Annotated in this window: 22 protein-coding genes; all 22 read left to right on the top strand. The window is 41.0% G+C overall.

Features of this window, described 5'->3' with window-relative positions:
* The first annotated feature begins 202 nt into the window (after positions 1-202).
* The 22 genes from nikB (at position 203) to R8695_RS13340 (ending at position 22,874) form a co-directional block, all read left to right on the top strand.
* Complete coding sequence (nikB, locus tag R8695_RS13445) at positions 203-1,147, top strand: nickel ABC transporter permease (protein WP_118569882.1); 945 nt, start codon at positions 203-205, stop codon at positions 1,145-1,147.
* Entirely contained in the window at positions 1,144-2,025 is an 882-nt protein-coding gene (nikC, locus tag R8695_RS13440) for a nickel transporter permease (RefSeq protein WP_154781056.1), read from the top strand. The genes nikB and nikC overlap by 4 nt, the downstream gene beginning before the upstream one ends.
* On the top strand, positions 2,022-3,557 hold the full coding sequence (locus tag R8695_RS13435) for an ABC transporter substrate-binding protein (protein ID WP_154781057.1): 1,536 nt from the start codon (positions 2,022-2,024) through the stop codon (positions 3,555-3,557). The genes nikC and R8695_RS13435 overlap by 4 nt, the downstream gene beginning before the upstream one ends.
* Positions 3,558-3,636: 79 nt before the next feature.
* Positions 3,637-4,452: an ABC transporter ATP-binding protein gene (locus R8695_RS13430; protein ID WP_243139607.1), complete on the top strand. Its 816-nt coding sequence runs from the start codon at positions 3,637-3,639 to the stop codon at positions 4,450-4,452.
* A 57-nt stretch (positions 4,453-4,509) separates the two neighbouring features.
* Entirely contained in the window at positions 4,510-5,268 is a 759-nt protein-coding gene (locus R8695_RS13425; protein ID WP_167829790.1) for an ABC transporter ATP-binding protein, read from the top strand.
* Positions 5,269-5,605: 337 nt separating this feature from the next.
* The gene (locus tag R8695_RS13420; protein WP_154781058.1) at positions 5,606-7,201 is read left to right on the top strand and encodes an ABC transporter substrate-binding protein; all 1,596 of its coding nucleotides are present in this window, start codon (positions 5,606-5,608) and stop codon (positions 7,199-7,201) included.
* Positions 7,202-7,307: 106 nt separating this feature from the next.
* Complete coding sequence (locus R8695_RS13415) at positions 7,308-8,303, top strand: ABC transporter permease (protein ID WP_279238223.1); 996 nt, start codon at positions 7,308-7,310, stop codon at positions 8,301-8,303.
* 119 nt (positions 8,304-8,422) lie between these two features.
* On the top strand, positions 8,423-9,217 hold the full coding sequence (locus tag R8695_RS13410) for an ABC transporter permease (RefSeq protein WP_334296267.1): 795 nt from the start codon (positions 8,423-8,425) through the stop codon (positions 9,215-9,217).
* Positions 9,218-9,262: 45 nt separating this feature from the next.
* The gene (locus tag R8695_RS13405; RefSeq protein WP_154781064.1) at positions 9,263-10,159 is read left to right on the top strand and encodes an ABC transporter ATP-binding protein; all 897 of its coding nucleotides are present in this window, start codon (positions 9,263-9,265) and stop codon (positions 10,157-10,159) included.
* Positions 10,149-10,760 (top strand): ABC transporter ATP-binding protein, encoded by a 612-nt coding sequence (locus tag R8695_RS13400; RefSeq protein ID WP_154781059.1) that lies wholly within the window; start codon positions 10,149-10,151, stop codon positions 10,758-10,760. Before R8695_RS13405 ends, R8695_RS13400 begins: the two co-directional genes overlap by 11 nt.
* Positions 10,761-11,211: 451 nt before the next feature.
* Entirely contained in the window at positions 11,212-12,144 is a 933-nt protein-coding gene (locus R8695_RS13395; RefSeq protein ID WP_154781060.1) for an AEC family transporter, read from the top strand.
* A 336-nt stretch (positions 12,145-12,480) separates the two neighbouring features.
* Positions 12,481-12,645 carry a hypothetical protein gene (locus R8695_RS13390; RefSeq protein ID WP_167515506.1) on the top strand — a complete coding sequence of 55 codons (165 nt, stop codon included), beginning with the start codon at positions 12,481-12,483 and terminating at the stop codon, positions 12,643-12,645.
* Between the two features lie 24 nt (positions 12,646-12,669).
* Entirely contained in the window at positions 12,670-14,343 is a 1,674-nt protein-coding gene (locus tag R8695_RS13385; protein ID WP_195979764.1) for an IS66 family transposase, read from the top strand.
* A 480-nt stretch (positions 14,344-14,823) separates the two neighbouring features.
* A complete protein-coding gene (gene thrS / locus R8695_RS13380) occupies positions 14,824-16,599 on the top strand; it encodes a threonine--tRNA ligase (protein ID WP_118509234.1) in 1,776 nt (591 codons plus the stop codon).
* A gap of 602 nt (positions 16,600-17,201) precedes the next feature.
* Positions 17,202-17,549 carry a TnpV protein gene (locus R8695_RS13375; protein ID WP_167829782.1) on the top strand — a complete coding sequence of 116 codons (348 nt, stop codon included), beginning with the start codon at positions 17,202-17,204 and terminating at the stop codon, positions 17,547-17,549.
* Positions 17,550-17,870: 321 nt separating this feature from the next.
* Positions 17,871-18,773, top strand: a complete 903-nt coding sequence (locus tag R8695_RS13370) for a ketopantoate reductase family protein (protein ID WP_154780797.1) — start codon at positions 17,871-17,873, stop codon at positions 18,771-18,773.
* Complete coding sequence (locus R8695_RS13365) at positions 18,760-19,539, top strand: alpha/beta fold hydrolase (RefSeq protein WP_154780798.1); 780 nt, start codon at positions 18,760-18,762, stop codon at positions 19,537-19,539. Before R8695_RS13370 ends, R8695_RS13365 begins: the two co-directional genes overlap by 14 nt.
* Positions 19,539-20,339 (top strand): class I SAM-dependent methyltransferase, encoded by an 801-nt coding sequence (locus tag R8695_RS13360; protein ID WP_118509237.1) that lies wholly within the window; start codon positions 19,539-19,541, stop codon positions 20,337-20,339. Before R8695_RS13365 ends, R8695_RS13360 begins: the two co-directional genes overlap by 1 nt.
* Before the next feature lie 26 nt (positions 20,340-20,365).
* The gene (locus R8695_RS13355; protein ID WP_167515491.1) at positions 20,366-21,301 is read left to right on the top strand and encodes an acyl-CoA thioester hydrolase/BAAT C-terminal domain-containing protein; all 936 of its coding nucleotides are present in this window, start codon (positions 20,366-20,368) and stop codon (positions 21,299-21,301) included.
* Between the two features lie 22 nt (positions 21,302-21,323).
* Positions 21,324-21,509 carry a hypothetical protein gene (locus tag R8695_RS13350; RefSeq protein WP_154780800.1) on the top strand — a complete coding sequence of 62 codons (186 nt, stop codon included), beginning with the start codon at positions 21,324-21,326 and terminating at the stop codon, positions 21,507-21,509.
* A gap of 15 nt (positions 21,510-21,524) precedes the next feature.
* Positions 21,525-21,962 (top strand): hypothetical protein, encoded by a 438-nt coding sequence (locus R8695_RS13345; protein WP_243283132.1) that lies wholly within the window; start codon positions 21,525-21,527, stop codon positions 21,960-21,962.
* Positions 21,963-22,103: 141 nt separating this feature from the next.
* Positions 22,104-22,874, top strand: coding sequence for a hypothetical protein (locus tag R8695_RS13340; protein WP_154780801.1), 771 nt, complete (start codon positions 22,104-22,106; stop codon positions 22,872-22,874).
* The last annotated feature ends 28 nt before the right edge of the window (positions 22,875-22,902 follow it).

Raw genomic sequence — 22,902 nt, 5'->3', positions numbered from 1 at the left:
CGAGGGGTTGTGTGCTTTTTTGTCATTTGTTAGACTTATCTGTGGATTTACAGAAATTTTGTGATTATTCAGCAGAATCGTGTTTATAGCAGTCTTCGTAATGCTATAGTGAAAGTACTGAAACGTTATGAAATCCTGTAAAATCCGCATGATGTGATGTTGCAGGAAGAGTATACAGTGTCACATGAAAAAAGGAGAACTTATGATAAAATATATTGTAAAAAGACTTCTTCTGCTGATTCCGGTTCTGATCGGAATCACTTTTTTATCATTTGCCATGATGCGTCTGGCAGGAGGGGATGCTGTTACCTATATGTATGAAAATGCAGGAGCGGCAGTTTCGCAGGAAGTAATTGACGAGACAAGGAAAGAATATGGGCTGGATCAGCCGTTTCTTGTCCAGTATGCGAAATGGTTCACAGGAATGGCAACCGGAGATATGGGAATGAGCTATGTATCAAAAAGAGATGTTTATGATACATTCATAGAAAAACTTCCGGCTACGATTCTTCTGACGATTTCTTCTGTATTACTGACAATGCTAATTTCTATTCCACTGGGGATTCTTTCAGCAGTAAAACATAACCGTCTGATCGATTATCTGATACGATTTTTCAGCTTTATCGGAAATTCTATGCCGAACTTCTTTGCAGCACTGGTATTGATGTATTTTCTGTCAATACGGCTGGGGTGGTTTCCGGTCATCACTACAGATAATAAGGCATTGAGCCTTGTGCTTCCAACTTTAACCCTGGCAATTTCAATGGCTTCTAAATATACTAGGCAGGTGCGTGCTACGATACTTGAGGAGTTAAATAAAGATTACGTAAAAGGTGCAAGGGCAAGAGGAGTAAGAGGAAGTGTGATCATATGGAAAAATGTCATGAAATCTTCCATGCTTACGATCATTACGCTGCTTGCACTTTCTATAGGAAGTCTTCTGGGTGGAACCACAATTGTAGAAACCATTTTTATGTGGGATGGTGTGGGGAAGATGGCAGTAGATGCTATTACTATGAGAGATTATCCGATCATTCAGGCATATGTCGCATGGATGGCGATTATTTACGTTGTTGTGAATCTTATTACTGATATCATTTATCATTACCTGGATCCCCGCGTCAGATTAGGGGGTGATCAGGCATGAGCGGAAAAAAAGTTACTGTCCGTAAACAGAAAATAAAGAAAAACCATATCAGGGAAAAACTGATTTTCTTCACAATACTGACACTGATCTTACTTATTGTTGCCGCCGTTGCCGGAAAGCTCTGTCCGTATGATCCCTATGCGCAGGATCTTCTTCTGGCACAGAAACCGCCGGGTCCGGAACATATTCTGGGAACAGACCGTTATGGAAGAGATATGTTTTCAAGAGTTCTGGTGGGAAGTACAACAAGTATTTATGCGACGCTCCTGCTTGTTTCGATCGTTACGGTTACAGGAACTGTGATCGGACTGATCTGCGGATGGTGCGGTGGGATTGCAGATACTGTACTGATGCGTATCTCAGATCTGTTTCTTGCATTTCCAAGCCTTGTCTTTGCACTGGCAGTTGCCGGGGTTCTTGGCGGCGGAATACAGAATGCGATCATTGCACTGGCAGTAATCGGCTGGCCGAAATTTGCAAGACTTGCAAGGGGGCTGACACTGGCACAGAAAGATTCGCCCTATCTGATGGCAGTAAAAATGTCAGGCAGCAGTGTACCGAAGATCCTTTTTAAACATATTCTGCCCAATATTGCAGGTCAGATTCTGGTAACTGCAGTCCTGGATATAGGAACCATGATGATGGAACTTGCGGGACTTTCCTTTCTGGGACTTGGCGTACAGCCTCCGGCAGCAGAATGGGGAAGCATGATCAATGATGGACGGAGTATGCTACAGATTTCACCCTGGATGGTACTGGCTCCGGGTGTGGCAATTTTTATAACAGTTATGATATTTAATCTTCTTGGTGATACACTGAGAGACTATATGGATCCAAAACAAAGAGCAAAGAATAAGAGAGAGGAAAAGAAGAAATGAAAAGAAAAATTTTTGCAGCCTTACTGACAGGAACTATGCTGATTGCAGGTTTATCAACTACAGTGTTTGCGGATGGAGAGAAAACATTTGTATACGGGACAACCGGGTACAGTGAAGAAATGGGAGATGCAGGACTGAATCCTCATGATAACTATTCCGGATGGAGCGCACTTCGCTATGGTGTGGGAGAAACTCTTTTCAAATATAACGATAATATGGAAGTGGAGCCATGGCTTGCAACAGATTATGAGTTTGTGGATGATACTACGGTAAAGATCACACTGCGTGACGGAGTGAAATTTTCCAGTGGACGAACTATGGATGCAGAAGCTGTAAAGGAATGTCTGGAAGATCTGATCACAGTTCATGACCGTGCACCATATGACCTGAAAATCGATCATATAGAAGCAGATGGGCTTACACTTACTATTTATACTACAGAGCCATGCCCGGCGATCATTAATTATCTGGGAGATCCATACGGTGCGATCATAGATATGGATTATGGTATTCAGGGAGAAGGCGGATCTGCCAATGTAGCAGGAACCGGTCCTTATATTGCAGAGAAGGTTACACCTACTCAGATTGATCTTGTAAAAAATGAGGATTACTGGGGCGGTGAGGTAAATGTAGATAAAATCACAGTCAAATCCTTTGCAGATGGAAGTGCATTGACTGCTGCCTTGCAGACAGGTGATATTCAGGGAACTTATGGACTTCAGTATGATAACTATTCTCTGTTTGACGGAAATCCGGATTATACGATCAATTCCTGCGCTACAAGCCGCTGTTTCTTCGGACAGTTTAACATGGATTCCGAAATTGTTCAGGATCAGAATGTGCGTAAGGCAATTGAAATGGGAATTGATAAAGAGGGATTTTGCTCTGTGATCATGGAAGGAAGAGGAATCCCGGCAAAGGGAGCATTTCCGAGCAGCTTTACCTATGGAAATGATGCAGTAGAAACAGTATCTTATGACCCGGAAGAAGCGAAGAAACTTCTGGAGGAGTCAGGATGGACAGATACAGACGGTGATGGATATGTGGATAAAGACGGACAGAAGCTGACTATTAACTGGCTTACTTATCCGACACGTCTGGAGCAGCCGAAGCTTGCGGAATATGCACAGGCAACTCTGAAAGAGATTGGAATTGATGTGTCTGTAAATAATACTTCTGATCACAGAACTTATGCAGAAAACGGAGAGTTTGATGTTTATGTAAGCTCTTTAACAACAGCGCCTACCGGTGATCCGGAATATTTTTTCAGCAGTACAGTGACTGGTTCTAAGAATTATGGAAATTATCAGAATGACGAAGTAACGAAACTGACAGAGCAGCTTCATCAGACTTTTGATACAGATGAGAGAGGAAAACTGGCTGTAGAACTTCAGCAGAAGATTCTGGACGATGATGCGTATTTCTTTGTTTCACATCTGAACATGGGAATCGTGACGAAAGCCAATGTAACAGGAATGGCAGCACATCCTTGTGATTATTATGAAATTACTGCGGATCTGGATGTACAGTAAGAGTTATATACTATGACGAAAATCCTTATTTTAAAGGATTGCTATAATGGAGAGTGTCAGTAAAAATCGGGAGAATACAATGAATTCTTTAAAAGAGAAGAATATGTCAGATTCTTTGCTGAAAGTAGATCATGTTACGATCAGTTATAATGGAGAGCCGACAGTCCAAGATGTCAGTTTTGAATTGAAACAGGGAGAAATTCTCGGTATTGTGGGAGAATCCGGAAGCGGAAAAAGTACGATCATTAAAGCTGTCATGGGACTTCTGGGAGAGGAAGGTCTGGTGACAAAGGGTGATATCTGGTATCAGGGTGAAAATCTCACAGATATGAGTGAGAAGAAACTCCGCAGGTATCTGGGAACAGAAATCGGGATGGTATTTCAGGACTGTAAGGCGGCGCTTTGCCCGGTGCGTAAAATTGGCGTGCAGATACATGAAGCTGTATCTGCACATGAAAAACTATCGAAAAAAGAAACCCTGATACGTGCCGGGGAGATTATGAAGAAAATCGGTATGGATGATTATGAACGTGTGCTGGACAGTTATCCTTTTGAACTTTCGGGAGGAATGAACCAGCGTGTGGGAATCTGCACTGCTATGATCATGCACCCGAATCTTCTCCTTGCAGATGAACCTACCAGTGCACTGGATGTGACAGTACAGAAACAGGTGGTAGAGGAACTTCTGCTGATGCGAAAGGAATATCACACAGCGATGATTCTGGTGACACATAATATCGGTGTGGTAAGAGCAATGGCAGACCGGATACTGGTACTTCAGAACGGAATTGTCAGGGATTATGAAGAAACGGAGAATGTTCTGGATTATTCGCAGGACCCGTATACGCAGAAGTTGATGAATTCTGTGCTTCATTTGAAGCGAGAACATACATGAGTTTTTTTATTTGGGAATGGCTTTGGATGAAGATCAGAGTTTAGGAGGAACATACAGGTGACAGATACAATTTTAAGAGCAGAACATCTTACGAAGACATTTATATCCGGGAAAAAGGCATTAACGGCAGTAGATGATACCAGTTTTGAACTGGAACAGGGAGAGTGTCTGGGGATCGTAGGTGAGTCCGGTTCCGGTAAGAGTACGATCGCAAAGATGATTACACATCTGGAGAGTATCACAGAGGGCAGAGTGATTCTGAAAGGAAAAGATATTACTCATGTAAAAGGAAAAGAACTTCGGGAAATCTACCAAGATATGCAGATGGTATTTCAGATGCCGATGGAATCGTTTGATCCTCGTTGTACTCTGGGGGATGGAATTGGAGAAAGCCTGCGGAATATGGGACTAAGCCGTGCAGAGACCCGTAGAAAAGTGGCGGAACTTCTGGAAAAATGTGGATTAGAAAAAGAATACGCAGATCGCTATCCACATCAGGTAAGTGGTGGACAGTGCCAGCGTGCTGCGATAGCCAGGGCATTGGCAGTAAATCCATCCATTTTAATCTGTGATGAAGCAACCAGTGCACTGGATGTGACAGTTCAGAAACAGATCTTGGAGTTACTGATTGAATTAAAACAGAAAGAAAACCTTTCCTTTATTCTCATTTGCCATGATCTGGCTCTGGTTCAGGTATTTTGTGACAGAGTTCTTGTTCTTTATCATGGAAAGACTGTGGAATGCGGAACACCGGATGAGATAATTAATCATCCAAAGATGGATTATACAAGAAAGTTGATTGACTCGGTATTATAAATAATTGCATATTTGTATTCATGAAAAAGTACTTCTGCAGATGGAAGTACTTTTTTTATGCGGGAAATTTCCTGGAGGCCTGTGTCTCTTTTTTGCTGTATGGCACAAGTTTATGGACTGACTATATTGCCTTTATGGGAGATTTTCCGGTATGAAAAAATGTGTGGAATCATGCCATATATGAATAGGTAAATATCCCCTATGGGCGGTTATGCCAGTATTGGAATAATGATATACTGTCACTAATCAGTTATGCACAATATACAAAAAATAACGGTATATTTATCAGCAAACACAGCAGAGTGCATGGATAAAAAGCAAAAGGGGGAACGAAAAAATGAAGAGAAAATTACTGGCAATTCTGACTGCGGTCTGTATGACGGTCTCATTTGCGGGAGGAACTGCGGCAGTGTATGCTGCGCAGGAACAGAGTACAGGAAAAGATGAAGTAATCGTGACAATGCCGACAACATCAGAACCGGAAGCAGGTTTTGACCCTGCATATGGATGGGGAGCAGGAGAGCATGTACACGAGCCGTTGATTCAGAGTACTCTGACTGTTACAAACACGGATCTGTCCATAGGAATGGATCTTGCAACCGATTATTCAGTAAGCGAAGACGGACTGACATGGGCTGTGAAAATCCGTGATGATGTGAAATTTACAGACGGTGAGCCGCTGACAGCAGACGATGTGGCATTTACATACAATAACTGTCGTGACAACAGCTCCGTGAATGATTTTTCCATGCTGAAAGAAGCAGTGGCAGTGGATGATACTACAGTAGAGTTTCATATGAATACTCCGTTTGCTGTCTGGCCGTATACTATGGCAATCGTAGGAATCGTACCGGAACACGCATATGATGAAAATTATGGTCAGAATCCGATTGGTTCCGGTCGTTATATCATGAAACAGTGGGATAAAGGACAGCAGGTCATTTTTGAAGCAAATCCGGATTATTACGGAGAAGCACCGACGATGAAGAAAGTGACTGTGCTTTTTATGGAAGAGGATGCGGCACTGGCAGCAGCGCAGGCAGGAACGGTAGATGTTGCACATACAGCAGCTTCTTATTCAGATATGACTGTGGACGGATACGATCTGTTCAGTGTACAGACGGTTGATAACCGTGGATTTAATCTTCCGGCAACAGAGGCAGCAGAGATTGATGGCGTAACTTATGGAAATGATTTTACCAGTGATGTGGAAGTCAGACGTGCGATCAATATTGGAATTGACCGTGAGGAAATGATTCAGAATGTACTGAATGGTTACGGAACACCTGCATACAGTGTATGTGACAAGATGCCATGGTATAACGAAGAGGCAGAAGTTGAATATGATCAGGACAAGGCCAGGGAACTTCTGGACGCAGCAGGATGGGAAACCGGGGATGACGGTATCCGTGAGAAAGACGGCATCCGCGCAGAACTGACTATGCTTTATCCGGCATCTGATTCTGTACGTCAGGCACTGGCAGAAGATACGAAGAATCAGCTTACCGAACTTGGAATCGAAGTGACGACTGAGGGTGTTGACTGGGATACCGCTTATACCAGAGCAGAATCAGAACCGCTTGTGTGGGGATGGGGAGCACATACACCGATGGAACTTTACAACATCTATCATACGATGAGCGAAACAGGACTGGCAGAATATTCTCCGTATTCCAATGAAACAGTTGATAAATATATGGATGAAGCACTGGAATCCAGTGATTTGGAGAGCTCTTATGATCTATGGAAAAAGGCACAGTGGGATGGTGAGACAGGGATTACACAGGATGGTGATATCCCCTGGATCTGGCTTTGCAATATTGATCATCTGTATTTCGTGAAAGACGGTCTTAAGATCGCAGATCAGAAAATCCATCCGCATGGACATGGCTGGTCAATTGTAAATAATGTAGATCAGTGGACATGGGAATAGATTATATAGGAATAACTCATATGGGGAATAGCGTATATGGGAACAGTTCACATGAAATAGTTCATATGAAAATAAATCATATAAAAATAAATATCGGAGAAATATTTTGAACAGTACAACAGGAAAATTTATTTTCAGAAATTTTATAAAAATGCTGCTGCTTCTGTTTGCAGTAAGTATTGCAGCATTTGCACTTATGACGGCTTCTCCCATTGATCCATTGAAAGCTAATGTGGGACAGACTGCTCTTGGAAGTATGAGCCAGGAGCAGATTGCGAAACTTGAGGAATACTGGGGCGTGGGAAAGCCGCCGGTGCAGCGGTATCTGGCATGGTTTAAAGACTTTGTAAGGGGAGATATGGGAGTATCTCTCCTTTACCGTCAGAAAGTAACCACAGTGATTGCTGTCAAACTCGGAAATTCACTGTTTCTGATGATCACAGCGTGGGTTCTGTCAGGCTTGATCGGATTCCTGCTGGGTGCTCTGTCAGGAATGAAACGTGGAAAACCGATTGATAAAGTGATTAAAGGATATTGCCTGCTTATTTCCAGTACACCTGCTTTCTGGATTGCAATGCTTCTTCTGATGATCTTCGGGGTGTGGATGAAGATACTGCCGATTGGATTAAGTGTTCCAATTGGTGTGGAAGCCAGCGGAGTTACTTTTCTGGATCGTGTGCGTCATGCGATTCTTCCGGCAGTGACGTTGTCTGTTACCGGGATTTCCAATATTGCCATGCACACCAGAGAAAAAATGATCGATATCTGCGATAGTGATTATGTACTCTTTGCCAGAGCAAGAGGGGAGAGTACCTGGGAGATTTTCAGAAATCATGGACTCCGCAATGTGCTGGGACCTGCCATGACATTGCAGTTTGCTTCAATCAGCGAAATCTTTGGCGGGTCAGTACTGGTAGAACAGGTTTTTTCCTATCCGGGGCTTGGACAGGCAGCAGTCAGTGCGGGACTTGGAAGCGATATGCCACTTTTGATGGCAATTACGATCATCAGTGCTTTATTTGTGTTTGGCGGGAATCTGATCGCGAATATTCTCTATGGTGTAATTGATCCAAGAATACGAAGAGGAGGTGTGGTGAGGTGAAAGAAGCGGCTGCATTTCCGGAAAAAAGATCAGATGTATATCCTGAAAAGAGTTTCGTTGAAAACAGAAGAGATGAAGAAGAATGTAGAAAAAAGAGATGGAACAGAAGAAAGACAACCATAGTTTTCCTGATTGTAGCAATAGGTTTTCTGACAGCTGTCTGTATCGGTGGATTTTTCTGTAAGGAAGCGGCACAGGCAACAGACTTTTCCAGAAAGAATCTGCCACCCTGTCTGAGTTATCCGTTCGGAACAGACTGGCTTGGAAGAGATATGTTTGCCAGAACAGTCAGAGGGCTTTCTATCAGCATTATTATCGGAATCTGTGCTGCTACATTCAGTGCAGTTATGGCATTTATCCTGGGAGTTGTTTCGGCAACAATGAGAAAAACAGCAGACGCTGTTGTGACCTGGTTTATTGATCTGGTGATGGGAATCCCGCATATGCTGCTTCTGATCCTTATCTGCGTGGCATGTGGAAGAGGATTAAAGGGTGTGATCCTTGGAGTGGCTTTGACACACTGGACTTCTCTGGCGAGACTGATCAGAGGGGAAGTGCTGCAGTTAAAGGAGCAGATTTATATAAAAACAGCAAAGAAACTGGGAAAAAGTAACCTGTATATTGCCATGAAACATATGGTGCCGCATCTGTTGCCACAGTTTATTGTAGGACTGGTATTGCTTTTTCCTCATGCAATTCTCCATGAATCCAGTATTACATTTCTGGGATTTGGCCTGTCGAATGAGCAGCCTGCAATCGGAATTATTCTCTCTGAGGCAATGAAATATCTGGTGACAGGGAAATGGTGGCTTGCATTATTCCCGGGAATCATGCTGATCCTTACAGTAGTATGCTTTTTTACAATGGGTGAAAATCTCCGTATGCTGCTTGATCCGGCCAGTGCACATGAATAGGAGGGCAGGGAATTGGAAAAAGAAAAAATTCTGGAAATCAATCATATGAAGATTTCTTTCTGCCAGTATCAGAAAGGAATGCATCAGACGGAACTTCCGGTGATCAGCGATTTAAATGTTACGGTTCGTGCAGGGGAGATGGTTGCAATCGTGGGTTCCTCCGGCTCAGGGAAGAGTCTTCTGGCGCATGGAATATTGGGAATCCTGCCCTATAATGCATCCATGAAGGGCGGGATTCAATATTGTGGGGAACCGCTGACAGAGAAAAAAATCAGGAAACTTCGTGGAAAAGAAATCGTTCTGGTTCCGCAGAGTACATCTTATCTGGATCCACTTATGAAAGTAGGACAGCAAATCTGCAAAGGGAAAAAAGATCCGGAAAAGAAGAGAAAGCTCGACCGTATTTTTGAGAAGTATTCGTTGGATAAAAAGGTGCAGGAACAGTATCCATTTGAATTGTCAGGCGGAATGACGAGACGGATCATGATTTCCACGGCATTGATCGAAACACCGAAACTGGTCATCGCAGATGAGCCGACACCGGGACTGGACCCGAAGCTTGCCAGACGTGCGATGGAGCATTTCAGGCAGCTTGCAGATATGGGGGCAGCAGTACTCATCATTACCCATGATCTGGAACTGGCACTTGAGACAGCAGACCGGATTCAGGTGTTTTATGCAGGATATACGGTTGAAGATGCAATGGCAGAGGATTTTGCGAAGGAAGAAACCCTGCGGCATCCCTATACAAAAGCGTTGTGGAGGGCTATGCCGAAGAATGGATTTCATTACATTGACGGGGTACAGCCGTATGCCAGAGACAGGAAACAGGGATGTCCGTTTGCTCCACGATGTGAGAAATGTACGGACAGATGTCAGGAGAAAGAGATTCCATGGCGGCTGGCAGGAAACGGCTATGTGAGGTGCATTTATGATACTTGAAGCAAAGAATCTTTCTTTTCGTTATGAAGAAAAGGGGAGACAGATTTTAAATCAGTTCAGTTTGCGTGCAGACAGCAGTGAAAGAGTAGGAATCGTAGCTCCAAGCGGATTTGGAAAAACGACTTTATGTAAGCTGCTGGCAGGATACGAAGAACCGGAAAGCGGCGAAATCCTGTTGGATGGAAAACAACTACAGTCCTATAAAGGGTACTGCCCGGTACAGATGATCTGGCAGCATCCGGAACAGGCAGTGAATCCGAGGTTTCGGATGCGGGCAGTCTTCGAAGAAGGTGACCAGGTGGATCCGGCACTTATGGAGAAACTGGGAATAGAACCGGACTGGCTGAATCGTTTCCCAACAGAACTTTCCGGTGGTGAACTGCAGAGATTTTGTATTGCAAGGGCACTTGGAAAGAGAACCCGGTTTCTGTTGGCGGACGAGATCAGTACTATGCTGGACCTCATTACTCAAAGCCAGATCTGGCATTTTCTGATAGAAGAAACCCAGAGACGGGGAATTGGGATGATCGTGGTCAGTCATGATGCGGAACTGGTGGAGAAAGTGTGTACCAGAGTAGTGAAACTGGATAAAAAGCAATAGAAAAGTTTATATGCTACCCTCAGAAAAATAGTAAGTCTCTTTAGTATTTTTGCATCATTTTAGCAGATTTACCTGGTATTATTTAACCGGGAGTTTGACAGTTGGATATCGGATCTTGATGATAATGTCGCTGATATTTTGAAGGAAAAGAATAAATTACTATATTTCATGACAACGACGAAAATCGCTGTACCCCAGTAAACACAAGGGATACAGCGATTTTTTATCTCAGCAACTGTCAAAGATGGAATTATAAAACATAGATGGATTGAGCACAAGAAAAACAAAAGTTATATCTGGAAAATATTGTTATCGCAAGTCTGCCGAGCAAAAAAATACGGTAAAAAAGTGTAAGACTGGCATTTCTTTATTTCCATAAACTGCTATAATAAAAAAGAATAAAGGCGAATACAGCAGATAAAATAGCCTGAGGAAAAGGAGAAGAAATAACATGGAAATCCTGGAGATTATTTTACCGGTATTGGTTATGGTCATACTGGGAATGGCGTGCAGAAAAGGAAAATTGTTGACGCAGAGCGGTATTGACAACATGAAGACCCTGGTGACTAATATTATGCTGCCGGTTGCGATTTTTCATGCTCTGGCAACTGCGGAATACAGCAAGGAAACAGGAATCCTGGTATTGATCATGTTTGTGATGCTGGTGATCTCATTTGGAATTGGATTTTTGCTGAAGCCGTTTATGGAAGAGACATATAGAAAATATCTTCCGTTTATGGTCTGTGTGTATGAGGGAGGAATGATGGCATACCCTTTATATACCAGTTTATGTGGCAGTGAAAATCTGTCCCAGATCGCAGTGCTTGATATTGCGGGATTACTTTTTGGATTCAGCATCTATATGGGACTTCTGGGTCAGACCGAAAACGGAGAGAAATTTAATATCAAAAATTTGCTTTTCAGTGCATTGAAGACCCCTGCATTTGTGGCAAGTGTTCTCGGAATTATTGCCGGATTATCCGGAGTTATCAGCAGACTGATTGAGGGACCACTTGGCGGAACTTATCTGAGTGTGGAAAACATTTTGACGGTGTCTGTTTCTTCCATTATTCTTCTGACTGTAGGATACAGTATAGAACTGACTCCGGAACTGATAAAACCATGTATTAAGACGATTATCATGCGCGTGTGCCTGCAGGCAGTTATGATGGCAGGAGTTCTGCTGGCTGTGAAGTACTTTGTGGGAAGTTCCAGACTACTGAATCTGGCAGTTATCATGTATATGTCATCACCGGCTACGTTCAGTCTTCAGACGTTTTTGAAGAAAAAAGAGAGCAGTGCATATGCATCTACTACCAATTCACTTTACTGTATTGTGTCTATTTTGGTTTATATGGCAGCGGCAGTTTTTTCATTGCAGTAAAAGAAAAGCAAAACATATAAGAAAAGAGGTGTATAGAAGTTACTGTTCAAAGGTGTGTATAAGTCATTGTAAAAAGTGACGAAATTATTTTTTCTATTTTGTGGATAATTATCTTCAGCAGAAAAAACTGTGTTTATAGTTTTTTCTGCTGTTCTTTTTCACAAAAGTTATACACCGAATCTTATCCATTCTTTCAGACAGAGGCCTTATATCTGCTCATTTTTAATCTTATAATGGAGATTTATCCACAGTCAGATTGCCCAATGGGTCATTTCCGGGAATTCGCTTTTTTCTGCATTTCTGCTATACTTTTTTCAAGAAAGAGAGGTTGTTTTTATGGAGATTGATTTTATACAGGAACTAAAAAAACGTGATGAACTTCTTGACGGCTATCTCAGGCAGATCGAGATCCAGGAGGAATTCATCCAGAAACAGAAAGAGCTGATCGAATATCTCGAGGATCATATCTCAAAGATCACAGATATCGTCAGCAGTGTTTAGCAGGACTGTACCGGAGGAAAACGTATGCCTGATACTTATGATCATATCACTCTCATGTGTCGGCTGAAAGCTGCACAACGCAGAAACAAAGAACTGGAATCTGGCGAAAGATATATCCAGTTAGAAGAACTTCATCAGAAAGAGTACAACGTTTATGAACATAAGATTGAGAAGCTGAAAAAAGAACTTGCAGATGCGCACAAAGAAACGATCCGTGTGCGCAATTACTGGCTTCAGGTACTGGAGGATATGCTCCGAGAGTTTGAAAAGGCACAAAAAAGGTCCGCGCAGGAACTCCGAAAAATGGAGATCCGTGCACTGAATGCAGAAAAGCAAAGAGATGATGCACTGGATAAAGCAGCCGTTTTCAGACATCAGTTTTATGAAGCGGCATCCAGACTGGAAGAAGAACAGGGAAAGAATCTGAAACTACGGGCACAGATCAACCGCGATTATGAAAACTCTTCTATTCCTTCTTCAAAAGCAGTACGACGTAAAAAGATCACAAACAACAGGGAAAAAACAGGCAGAAAACCAGGCGGGCAGCCTGGCCACAAAGGGCACTGCCGGAAAAGGCAGGAGCCTACGCAGCCAGTTATCCTCCTTCCTCCACCTGAAGAAGTGCTCGAAGACTGTGCTTTTAAAAAGACTGCCAGGACCATCATAAAGCAGATGGTAAGTATCCGTATGGTCCTGAATGTAATGGAATATCATGCAGATGTTTATTATAACAGTCATACGGGAGAACGTGCACATGCAGCATTTCCAGATGGAGTTATCGATGATGTGAATTATGATGGCAGCATACGGGCTTTTCTGTTCCTTCTGAACAATGACTGCTGTACATCCATTGATAAGAGCAGAGCTTTTCTGTCCGACCTGACGGGTGGAAAACTGAATATTTCCAAAGGCATGATAAGCAGACTAAACCGGGAGTTTGCTTTAAAAACTGAGCCTGAACGCAGGTCTGCCTATGCAGATATGCTGCTTTCCCCTGTTATGCATACGGATTGTACAAATGCCAGGGAAAACGGAAAGAGCTGCCAGGTATATGTCTGTGCAACCCCGGACGGAAAAGCCCTGTACTTTGCCCGCGAGAAAAAGGGACACGAAGGAGTAAAGGGTACGGTTACAGAAGACTATCAGGGGATCCTTGTCCATGACCATGATATTACCTTTTATAATTATGGAGCAGATCATCAGGAATGCCTTGCCCATGTACTGCGGTATCTGAAAGCCAGCATGGAGAATGAACCAGACCGTACCTGGAATAAAAAAATGCATGCACTGGTGCAGGAAATGGTCCACTTCCGAAATGGATGCCGGCAGCCACACGGGCCAGATCCGGAAATAGTCTCCGGATTCGAAAAACGATACCGTGAGATACTGGAAACTGCCCGGAAAGAATATGAAGACATTCCGGCAAATGATTATTATAAAGACGGGTACAATTTATTCCTGAGAATGGAGAAATACATGCACAACCATCTGTTGTTCCTGCATGATATCCGGGTACCTGCCACGAATAATGAAGCCGAAAGGCTTCTAAGGAATTATAAGCGGAAACAGGCGCAGGCCGTGACATTCAGAAGTTTCGAAAGCATCGATTATCTCTGCCAATGCATGAGCATGCTTGTTTTGATGCGCCTTGAAGATCCGGCAAATATATATGACAGAGTGTCCAGAATATTTGGATAAAGAAAACCGATGGCTTTGACTGTTATCAGTCTACACCATCGGTTTTCTCAAGTCCAGCTAACCCTTGAACAGTAACGTATAGAAAATGGATTGTCAAATATTTTCAAAAATCCGTTGAATTAAATTCGCAACTATATTATAATGGGTTAAGTCAAAATGAAGAGTACCCATAAAAGCGTTGATGAAGAAAGTAGTGTAGTCAGGTTCTGACAGAGAGAGAAACATATGCTGGAAGTTTCTTGAGAACGGATTACATGAAGACCACTTCGAAGCTGTGCGCAGAAGGATTGACTCCGAAGCGTTACCGTATTGCCCCGTTATCGGCTGTAAGAGTAAAAATTAAGGTGGAACCGTGTGCAAGCACCCTTAGATCATGTATAAATCTATGGGTGCTTTTTTCATTCTATTGCAAGTCAGGGAAAATATCTTTTGACTCTGACATTATTTCATACAAATCAAAAATAAAAAAGGAGAAGACAAATGGTAAATTTCAAAGAAAATGAGCAGTTAAACACACTTAATCATTCTTGCGCCCATGTCATGGCACAGGCAATTAAACATCTTTATCCGAATGCCAAATTCTGGGTAGGACCTGTTGTAGCAGAGGGATTCTACTATGATATCGATCTTGGCGATGATGTTATCCGTGATGAGGATATCGAAAAGATCACAAAAGAAATGAAAAAGGTTGTTAAATCCGGCAAAAAGATCATTCGCCGTGAAGTTTCCAAAGAGGAAGCTCTGGAAATGTTCAAAGATGATCCTTACAAACTGGACTTAATTGAGGATCTTGATGATGGCAATATCACAGTTTACGATCAGGGTGATTTCACAGACCTCTGTCGTGGACCTCATGTAGATAATGTAAAATTATGTAAATACTTCAAGCTGATCCGTCATTCTGGTGCTTACTGGAAAGGTGACAGCAAGAATAAAATGCTTCAGCGTATTTACGGTGTATGTTTCCCGACTCAGGAAGAGCTGGATGCACACTTACAGTTATTAGAGGAAGCCAAAGAAAGAGATCACAGAAAAATCGGTAAAGATATGAACTTGTTTATGGTAGACGATCTTGTTGGACGTGGCCTTCCAATGTTCCTGCCAAAAGGTTATACGATCTGGCAGGAGCTGGAAAACTACATCAAGGATAAAGAAAGAAAACTTGGATATCTCCATGTTATGACTCCTTGTGTTGGTACTGTAAATCTCTACAAGACTTCCGGACACTGGGATCACTACAAAGAGAACATGTTCCCGCCTATGGAAATGGAAGGAGAGTCCTTTGTCCTCAGACCAATGAATTGTCCGCATCATATGATGATCTATGCAAACAGAAGACATTCCTACAAAGACCTGCCGATCCGTATCGGTGAAATCGCTCATGACTTCCGTTATGAGAGCAGCGGTACCTTAAAAGGTATTGAACGTGGCCGTCACTTCTGCCAGAATGATGCCCATCTGTTTGTAACACCAGAGCAGATCAAGGATGAATTTACAAAAGTTGTCAGATTGATTTTTGATACTTATAAAGATTTTGGTATTAGTAATTATCGTTGTGTTCTTTCTCTCCGTGATCCTGAGAACAAAGAAAAATATCATGATGATGATGAGATGTGGAATACAGCAGAAGATGCACTGCGTCATGTTTTAAATGATATCGGAATTGAGTACACAGAAGAAATCGGTGAAGCTGCATTCTATGGCCCGAAACTGGACGTAAATGTTCAGCCGGCTATCGGTAATGAAATCACACTTTCTACCTGCCAGTTAGATTTCTGTCTGCCAGCTAAATTCAATCTGTATTACATTGACAGCAATGGCGAAAAGAAGACACCGGTTGTACTGCACCGTGCTATCCTGGGATCTCTGGATCGTTTCATGGCTTATATCCTGGAAGAAACAAAAGGAAATCTGCCGACATGGCTTGCTCCTGTCCAGGCTCGTGTTATCCCGGTCAAAACAGACGATGATGGATTAAATGCTTATGCGAAAGAAATCGTTGATGCATTAGAGGCTGCTGATGTTCGTGTTGAGCTTGATGACCGTTCCGAAAAACTTGGCTATCGTATGCGTGATGGCCAGGTACAGAAAGTACCTTATTTGCTGGTTGTTGGATTTAACGAAAGAGATAACCGCAGCGTTTCTTTCCGTCTCCACGGAGAAAAAGAAACAAATGTGCTTCCACTGGATGAGTTTGTAGAAGCAATCAAGAAAGAGATTGCTGAAAAATCCAGAGAACACATTTCTGTAAAATAATATGTGATAAATAAAAATGCCTGTTCTATGGTTATTGTTTGAAATCATAGAACAGGCGTTTATTTTTGGCTTCCTTTGTAAGCGTTAATCCCGATGCCCGGCATTCATGGATTACATTTAACCAGTATTGGTATTTCACTTGTTTATCTGGGGTAAGAAGTGAAAAATCCATACTTTTCTCTTTGAGTATCATAATTATAATTATGATTTTAAGGGAAAACTGTTGGAATGTCTGTACACCTTTTTATTTGACGCTTACATCAGTACTTTGAGATGACTGCAATTATATTTTTTTAATTTCAAGTCACTTATGCTCTTAGTTTCAAATAAAGAGGTGCTTCACAAATTTTTCACAAAAAATTAGCACTCACCTCTTGATAATGGAAATCGATTTTTGTCCTGTCTTGTGTATCCCGGAAGTGCCGGTTTTACAGGCTTTCCGGGGCATCAGTCATTTTGTCTGGTATTGTAAAGCAGTGTCAGATTTGTCGTAAATTTGTGGTCAAAAAATGATGAGAAATGGAGAGTGCTAATAAAATGAACGCAGGCAGCGAAGCAACTACGTTCATGAGCAAGTAGCGAAAGCGGATTGCGAATGTCCTATTTATATAACGTATACAAATGTAAATGGATATCTAATCCCGAATCTCACCTATAAATCCGGAGAACAGATGGAGCAACTTGGCAAGTATGGTTTTCTTCGCAGAGATTATCTGAAGAATCATCGAAATTCAACCTATCAGGTGATGCTTCTGCAGGATACGATTGGAAAGCATCTTCTGGAAGTGGACAAGGCAGCCAGAGAACGGGAAGAGGTAATTCTGAAGCAGTTAGAAGAAAAAGAACCATTGCCGGATAAAGAAATAGATCAGATTGCATGGGTAAGAGCAGCCAACCAGCACAGAGCAATTGCGGAAGAGATTATTCTCAAGGAATTGATTTATGTTTAAATGAAGGTGATGAGGTCGTGGATTGCGGCCTCATTATTATATGTGAACATGAAATAGCAGTAGGCATAATGAGAAAAATAGGGTAATATAACAGTAAGCAGTTTATAGTGAATATAATGCGCATGAACATGAAATTTTAAATATTATGAAGACAAAATTTGGTTGATTAACCAGGTAAAAGTGATATACTGAATGCATAAGAAAAGAAACCGTGTGGAATTACAGTTTTGTTTTCACACGGTTTTTTAGAAAATGAGAGTTAGATATTACTAACATGAGCGCTGGCAGTTTTTTTGAAAATGAAAAAGAGGACGGATTTCTATGAGAATATTGATTTATGGTGCAGGTGTGATTGGATCCTTGTATGCGGTCTTATTTGCAGAAACTGGTTATGATACGAGTATTTATGCCAGAGGTAAAAGACTTGAGTTTTTAAAGAAAAATGGACTGCTTTATAAGAAAAACCAGAACATAAGGCGGGCAGAAGCCACGATTCTTGGAGAATTGTCAGATAATGATGCTTACGATTTTATTTTGCTAACTGTCAGGGAAAATCAGCTATATGAAGCACTTGCTGAATTAAAAAATAATAAAAGCAATATAATTGTTACAATGGTAAATTCATTGGACAGTTATAAAAAATGGGAAGATATTGTTGGAAAAGGGAGAATATTGCCTGCTTTTCCAGGAGCGGGCGGAAGTATAAATAATGATGGTATCCTTGATGCGGCACTCACTCCAAGAATGATTCAGCCGACAACATTTGCAGAAATATCAGGAAATAAATCCGAAAAGACAAAGCAGTTTTCAAAGATATTGAGGCATGCTCATATACCATATCAGAAAGTAGTGGATATGCATATGTGGCAATTATGTCATCTTGCCATGGTGGTGCCGATTGCAGATGCATATTACGAAGCCGATTGCCCGGAAAGAGCGGGAAAAGACTGGAAGATTATGAAGAAAACAGCCAAAAAATTGAAAAGAAATTTTAGCTTTTTGCGAAAACAGGCAGGTAGGCTGTCACCTTGTAAAATGAATATTTTTCGTTTTTTACCACTGCCAATTATGACGATTATGCTTGCTGTTACATTCGAAAGTAGCTTTGGAGATAAATTTATGTATCAACATGCCAGGAAGGCATCAGATGAAATGAGGGAGCTGCATAAGCAATTTTATGCTTATATGAAAAAACTAAAGGAGGCCAGATATGAAATTTTATGAAAGTGGAGACAGTAGTAAACCAGTCATATTTTTATTTCCTGGTACCTGTTGCCTGTATAGTAGCTTTGATCATATACTGGATGGATTACATTCTTATTTTTACACGGTAACAGTTTCTTATGATGGATTTGATCCAAATGAGAAAACAGAATTTTATTCAATGGAAGATGAATGCGAAAAGATTGAGCAGGAAATCAAGAAAAAGTATGATGGAAGAATTAAAGCAGCGTATGGGTGCTCCCTTGGAGGAAGTTTTGTATCCCTTTTGATTCAGCGAAAAAGAATTCATATAGATCATGGCATCATTGGGAGCAGTGATATGGATGAAGCTGGTCGTCTTGTGGCAAAAATCCAGTCATTCATGGTAGTGCCTTTCATGTATAAAATGATACATACAGGTGTTCTTCCGAATTTTATGCAGAAAAAACTGAACAAAACAGACGAATTTAAAAAAGAATTATATAATGGATTTTTAAATATGTTTGGAATCGGTAAAGGAGGAAGTCCGTGGATTACAAAACAGAGTATTTATAATCAGTTCTATTCGGATCTGGTTACGAAAGTCCAGCATGGAATTGATGTGCCGGGAACTACGATACACGTGTTTTACGCAACAAAGATGGGAAGAAAATATGAAAAGAGATATTGTACTTATTTTAAAAATCCGGATATTCGGAGACATAACATGCAGCATGAAGAACTGTTTTGCTGTCATAGTGCAGAGTGGGTGGAAGAAGTAAGAAAGGCAGTGGAAGGCGACAGATAATGAAAGAAAAAGTGAATGTGACAGGTGTGCCGGAAACGATGGTACAGACTCTGTATGCAAGAGCAAAAGAAACAAGAAAGAAAAATGCTAAAATAAACGACGAAATTGCAGTAGAACTTGTGAAAAATCTTGATTATGACTTTTCTAAAGCGGATAAAGATAAAGCCATGAACTATGGTGTGATTGCAAGAACAATTGTATTAGACCGGATGGTTGAGCAATATTTGGAGAAAAATGCAAATACAATTGTTATAAATATTGCATGTGGACTGGATACCAGATGTTATCGAATGAAAGGGAAATATCTGCATTGGTACAATATAGATTTGCCGGAGACTATGAAGATAAGGCGGCAATTTCTTGCAGAAACAGGTCCGATATATCAGATTGCAAAGTCTGCAATGGATGATTCCTATATAGATGATATAGATTATCACTGTGAGAATGTTCTGGTAATAATCGAAGGGCTTACAATGTATTTGTGTGAGAAGGAAATCAGAAAGATATTTTCTATTATTGAAAAATCATTTCAGGAAGTAACCGTAATGGTCGAAACCATGTCACCTTTTGTCGTAAACCATGTGAAAGAAAAATCCATAGAGGGCAGCAATGCAAAATTCACATGGGGAGTTAAGAATGGAAAAGAACTACAAAGGATTGTACCGGAATTTTCTGTTCAGCAGGAAGTCAGCCTGGTCGAAGGAATGAAAGAACTTATGCCTGTATATCATGTGATAGGAAAGATTCCAATCGTTCGGAATATCTCAAACAAAATAATAGTTATGGAGAAACATGGCTGATATTATACGAGCAGGAGATGATACAGATGAAGAAAAGACATTTTGATGTGGAAACAGATGGATTTTATGGCGCATACTGGAAATGCAAATCGGATTCAGACTGTGCGATGATCGCCATGATCGGGGATGATTCAGAGGATTATCTGGCGCGCACATCTGTGAAATGGTTACATAAACTCGGTGTGAATGTGATGACGATGTCACCTGGAAAAAAAGATTATGGACATCATAATTATCCGTTGGAACGTATAGAGAAAGCAATCAATTGGTTAAAAGTACACGGTAATCAGAAGATAGGAATTGTCGGGGCATCTACTACAGGAACACTTGCATTGACTGCCGCTTCTTATTTTAAGGATATCACATTGACGATAGGTCTGACACCGAGTGACTTTATCTGGCAGGGATTTATGCAGGGTAAAAGAGATGGTTGTAAGGAATGGCCAATTGAGGGAGAATCTCTTTTTTCGTATAAAGGAGAACCACTTCCATACATGCCGTTTTGTTACAAACATCCGGATTACTGGCATGTGATTGAGAAAGAAACAAAGCGAAACGGTGATATGATTAATTCGAGAAAACTGTTTGATGATTCGGAAAAGGCTCACCCAATCACAGAAGACGAGATGATCAAGATTGAAAAAATCCATGGAACAGTATTGTTAATTGGTGCGGAAGATGATGTGTTGTGGGATACTGCAAAATATATCCGCCGTATGAAGCAGCGTATGAAAGAACATCCACACACATGCAGGTTGGAGTATGCTATTTATGAGCATGGAACACATTTCGTTTTTCCTGAGAGCATGTTAAAGACAATGCTTCCGGTTGGTTCTGGAGTCTTTATGAAACTGGCATTTCAGGCAGCCCAAAAATATCCGAAGGAATGCCGCAGAACACGTCTGGATATTGACCGGCGGGTAAGAAATGCTGTTGCAAAATGGAAGAGAGTAGATAGATAAAAAATAGACAGAAGGTGGAAGTGTGGTATTTAAAACAACAGGAAATAAATCAAATTCAGTCATTCTGTTTTTCCATGCAATGGGAGTAACTGGGGAAAGCAGTATGTCGGTTGCAGAGAAAATGGCAGAAAAATATTATTGCATTATGCCAACATCGACTGTGTATTGCTCCGGACAGAGGTATCAAAGCAAAAGAGATGAGATATAACAGATTGTACGATTTTTGGGGAACCATGGAATCAAAGAAATAGAACTTATAGTTGCATCTTCGATTGGAGCAGATCTCGCCATGGCATTCCTGACAGAGATAAAAATACCGGTAAAGCATGTTTTTTTTGATGGCGGGCAGTTTGCACAGATTGGAAAGGCAACACGCAGAATCATGGTTCCGTTCTTATATATAGCAATGAAAAGTTTATATTGGTCAAAAGGAAAGACACTAAAGAGAATCATGTGGTGTGACGATGATAAAATTAAACCTTATTTTATAGAGGCAGGAAAGAACTTGACGTATGGAAATCTGAGAAGACAGCTGACAGACAGTTTGGAAGATAAGCCATTTTCAGAACTGTCAGAAGAATTGCAGAAACATACATTCTGGGAATTTGGAAGTATAGAAGAACATTTTAAATACAGAAATGCAGACTTATATATACGGTAACTTTCCGGTTTTTGAGGGATTCAACCATATGCAGTATCAAATTCAAAATCCGGAGGGATTTGCCAGAATGCTCGAAACAATTATTGAGACTGACCGATTACCGGAATTGGCGTTTGCGATGTGGTATAGAGGAAAATAGTTATGAAAAATGCTTATGAGCTTGCTGAAAATATATTGAAGTCCAAACCTGATAAGAATATAGAATTAAAATCATCAGATTCTTTTGCCAGTATTGAGTTATATGGTACATCAGCTTGCAAAAAGGTACAGGATACGGAATTCTGTGAATGTTTTCATTTGGAAAATGAGAGCGGTACAGGAATGATTACATTGTATCATGTGTTTCCAGGAATTGATCTGGTTTATAATGATATGCATATGGAGTATTGCAACAAGGAGCAAAAGCCGGCTTCCAGTGTGATGGAAATAAACTATTGCATGGAAGGCCGTTGCGAATGCGTGTTTGAACAAAATGAATATGGTTATATAGCGGCAGGAGACTTGTCATTTTGTTCTTTGAAAAAAACTGGGCATGTGTCAGAGTTTCCAACATCGCGTTATCATGGAATTACCATTACGCTTGATTTTTCCATGATTACAGACGAAATGAAAAGGATACTGCAATTATTGTCTGTAAATCTGGAAAAGATTAGTAACATTTCAAAAACACATAGTTTTACTATTATACGGGCAAATCAGTCAATAGAACATATCTTTTTGGAATTGTATAAAGTTCCTGAAGAAATCAGATATGGTTATATTCGTGTGAAAATTCTGGAACTATTATTAGTATTAACTGGATTTGATTTAAAGAATAATAATTCTGAGCATGTATATTTTTCGGATGTACAGATTGATGCAATAAAAAAAGTGACGATGCAGACTCAGGCGAATTTACTTATTTCTGCATAGCACCAGATACAAATGATACAACCTATCA

This window comes from Blautia luti, from assembly GCF_033096465.1.
Taxonomy (GTDB): Bacteria; Bacillota; Clostridia; order Lachnospirales; family Lachnospiraceae; genus Blautia_A; species Blautia_A luti.
The sequence above is the reverse complement of the archived record's forward strand: the minus strand, read 5'-3'. Positions and strand labels throughout refer to the sequence as shown.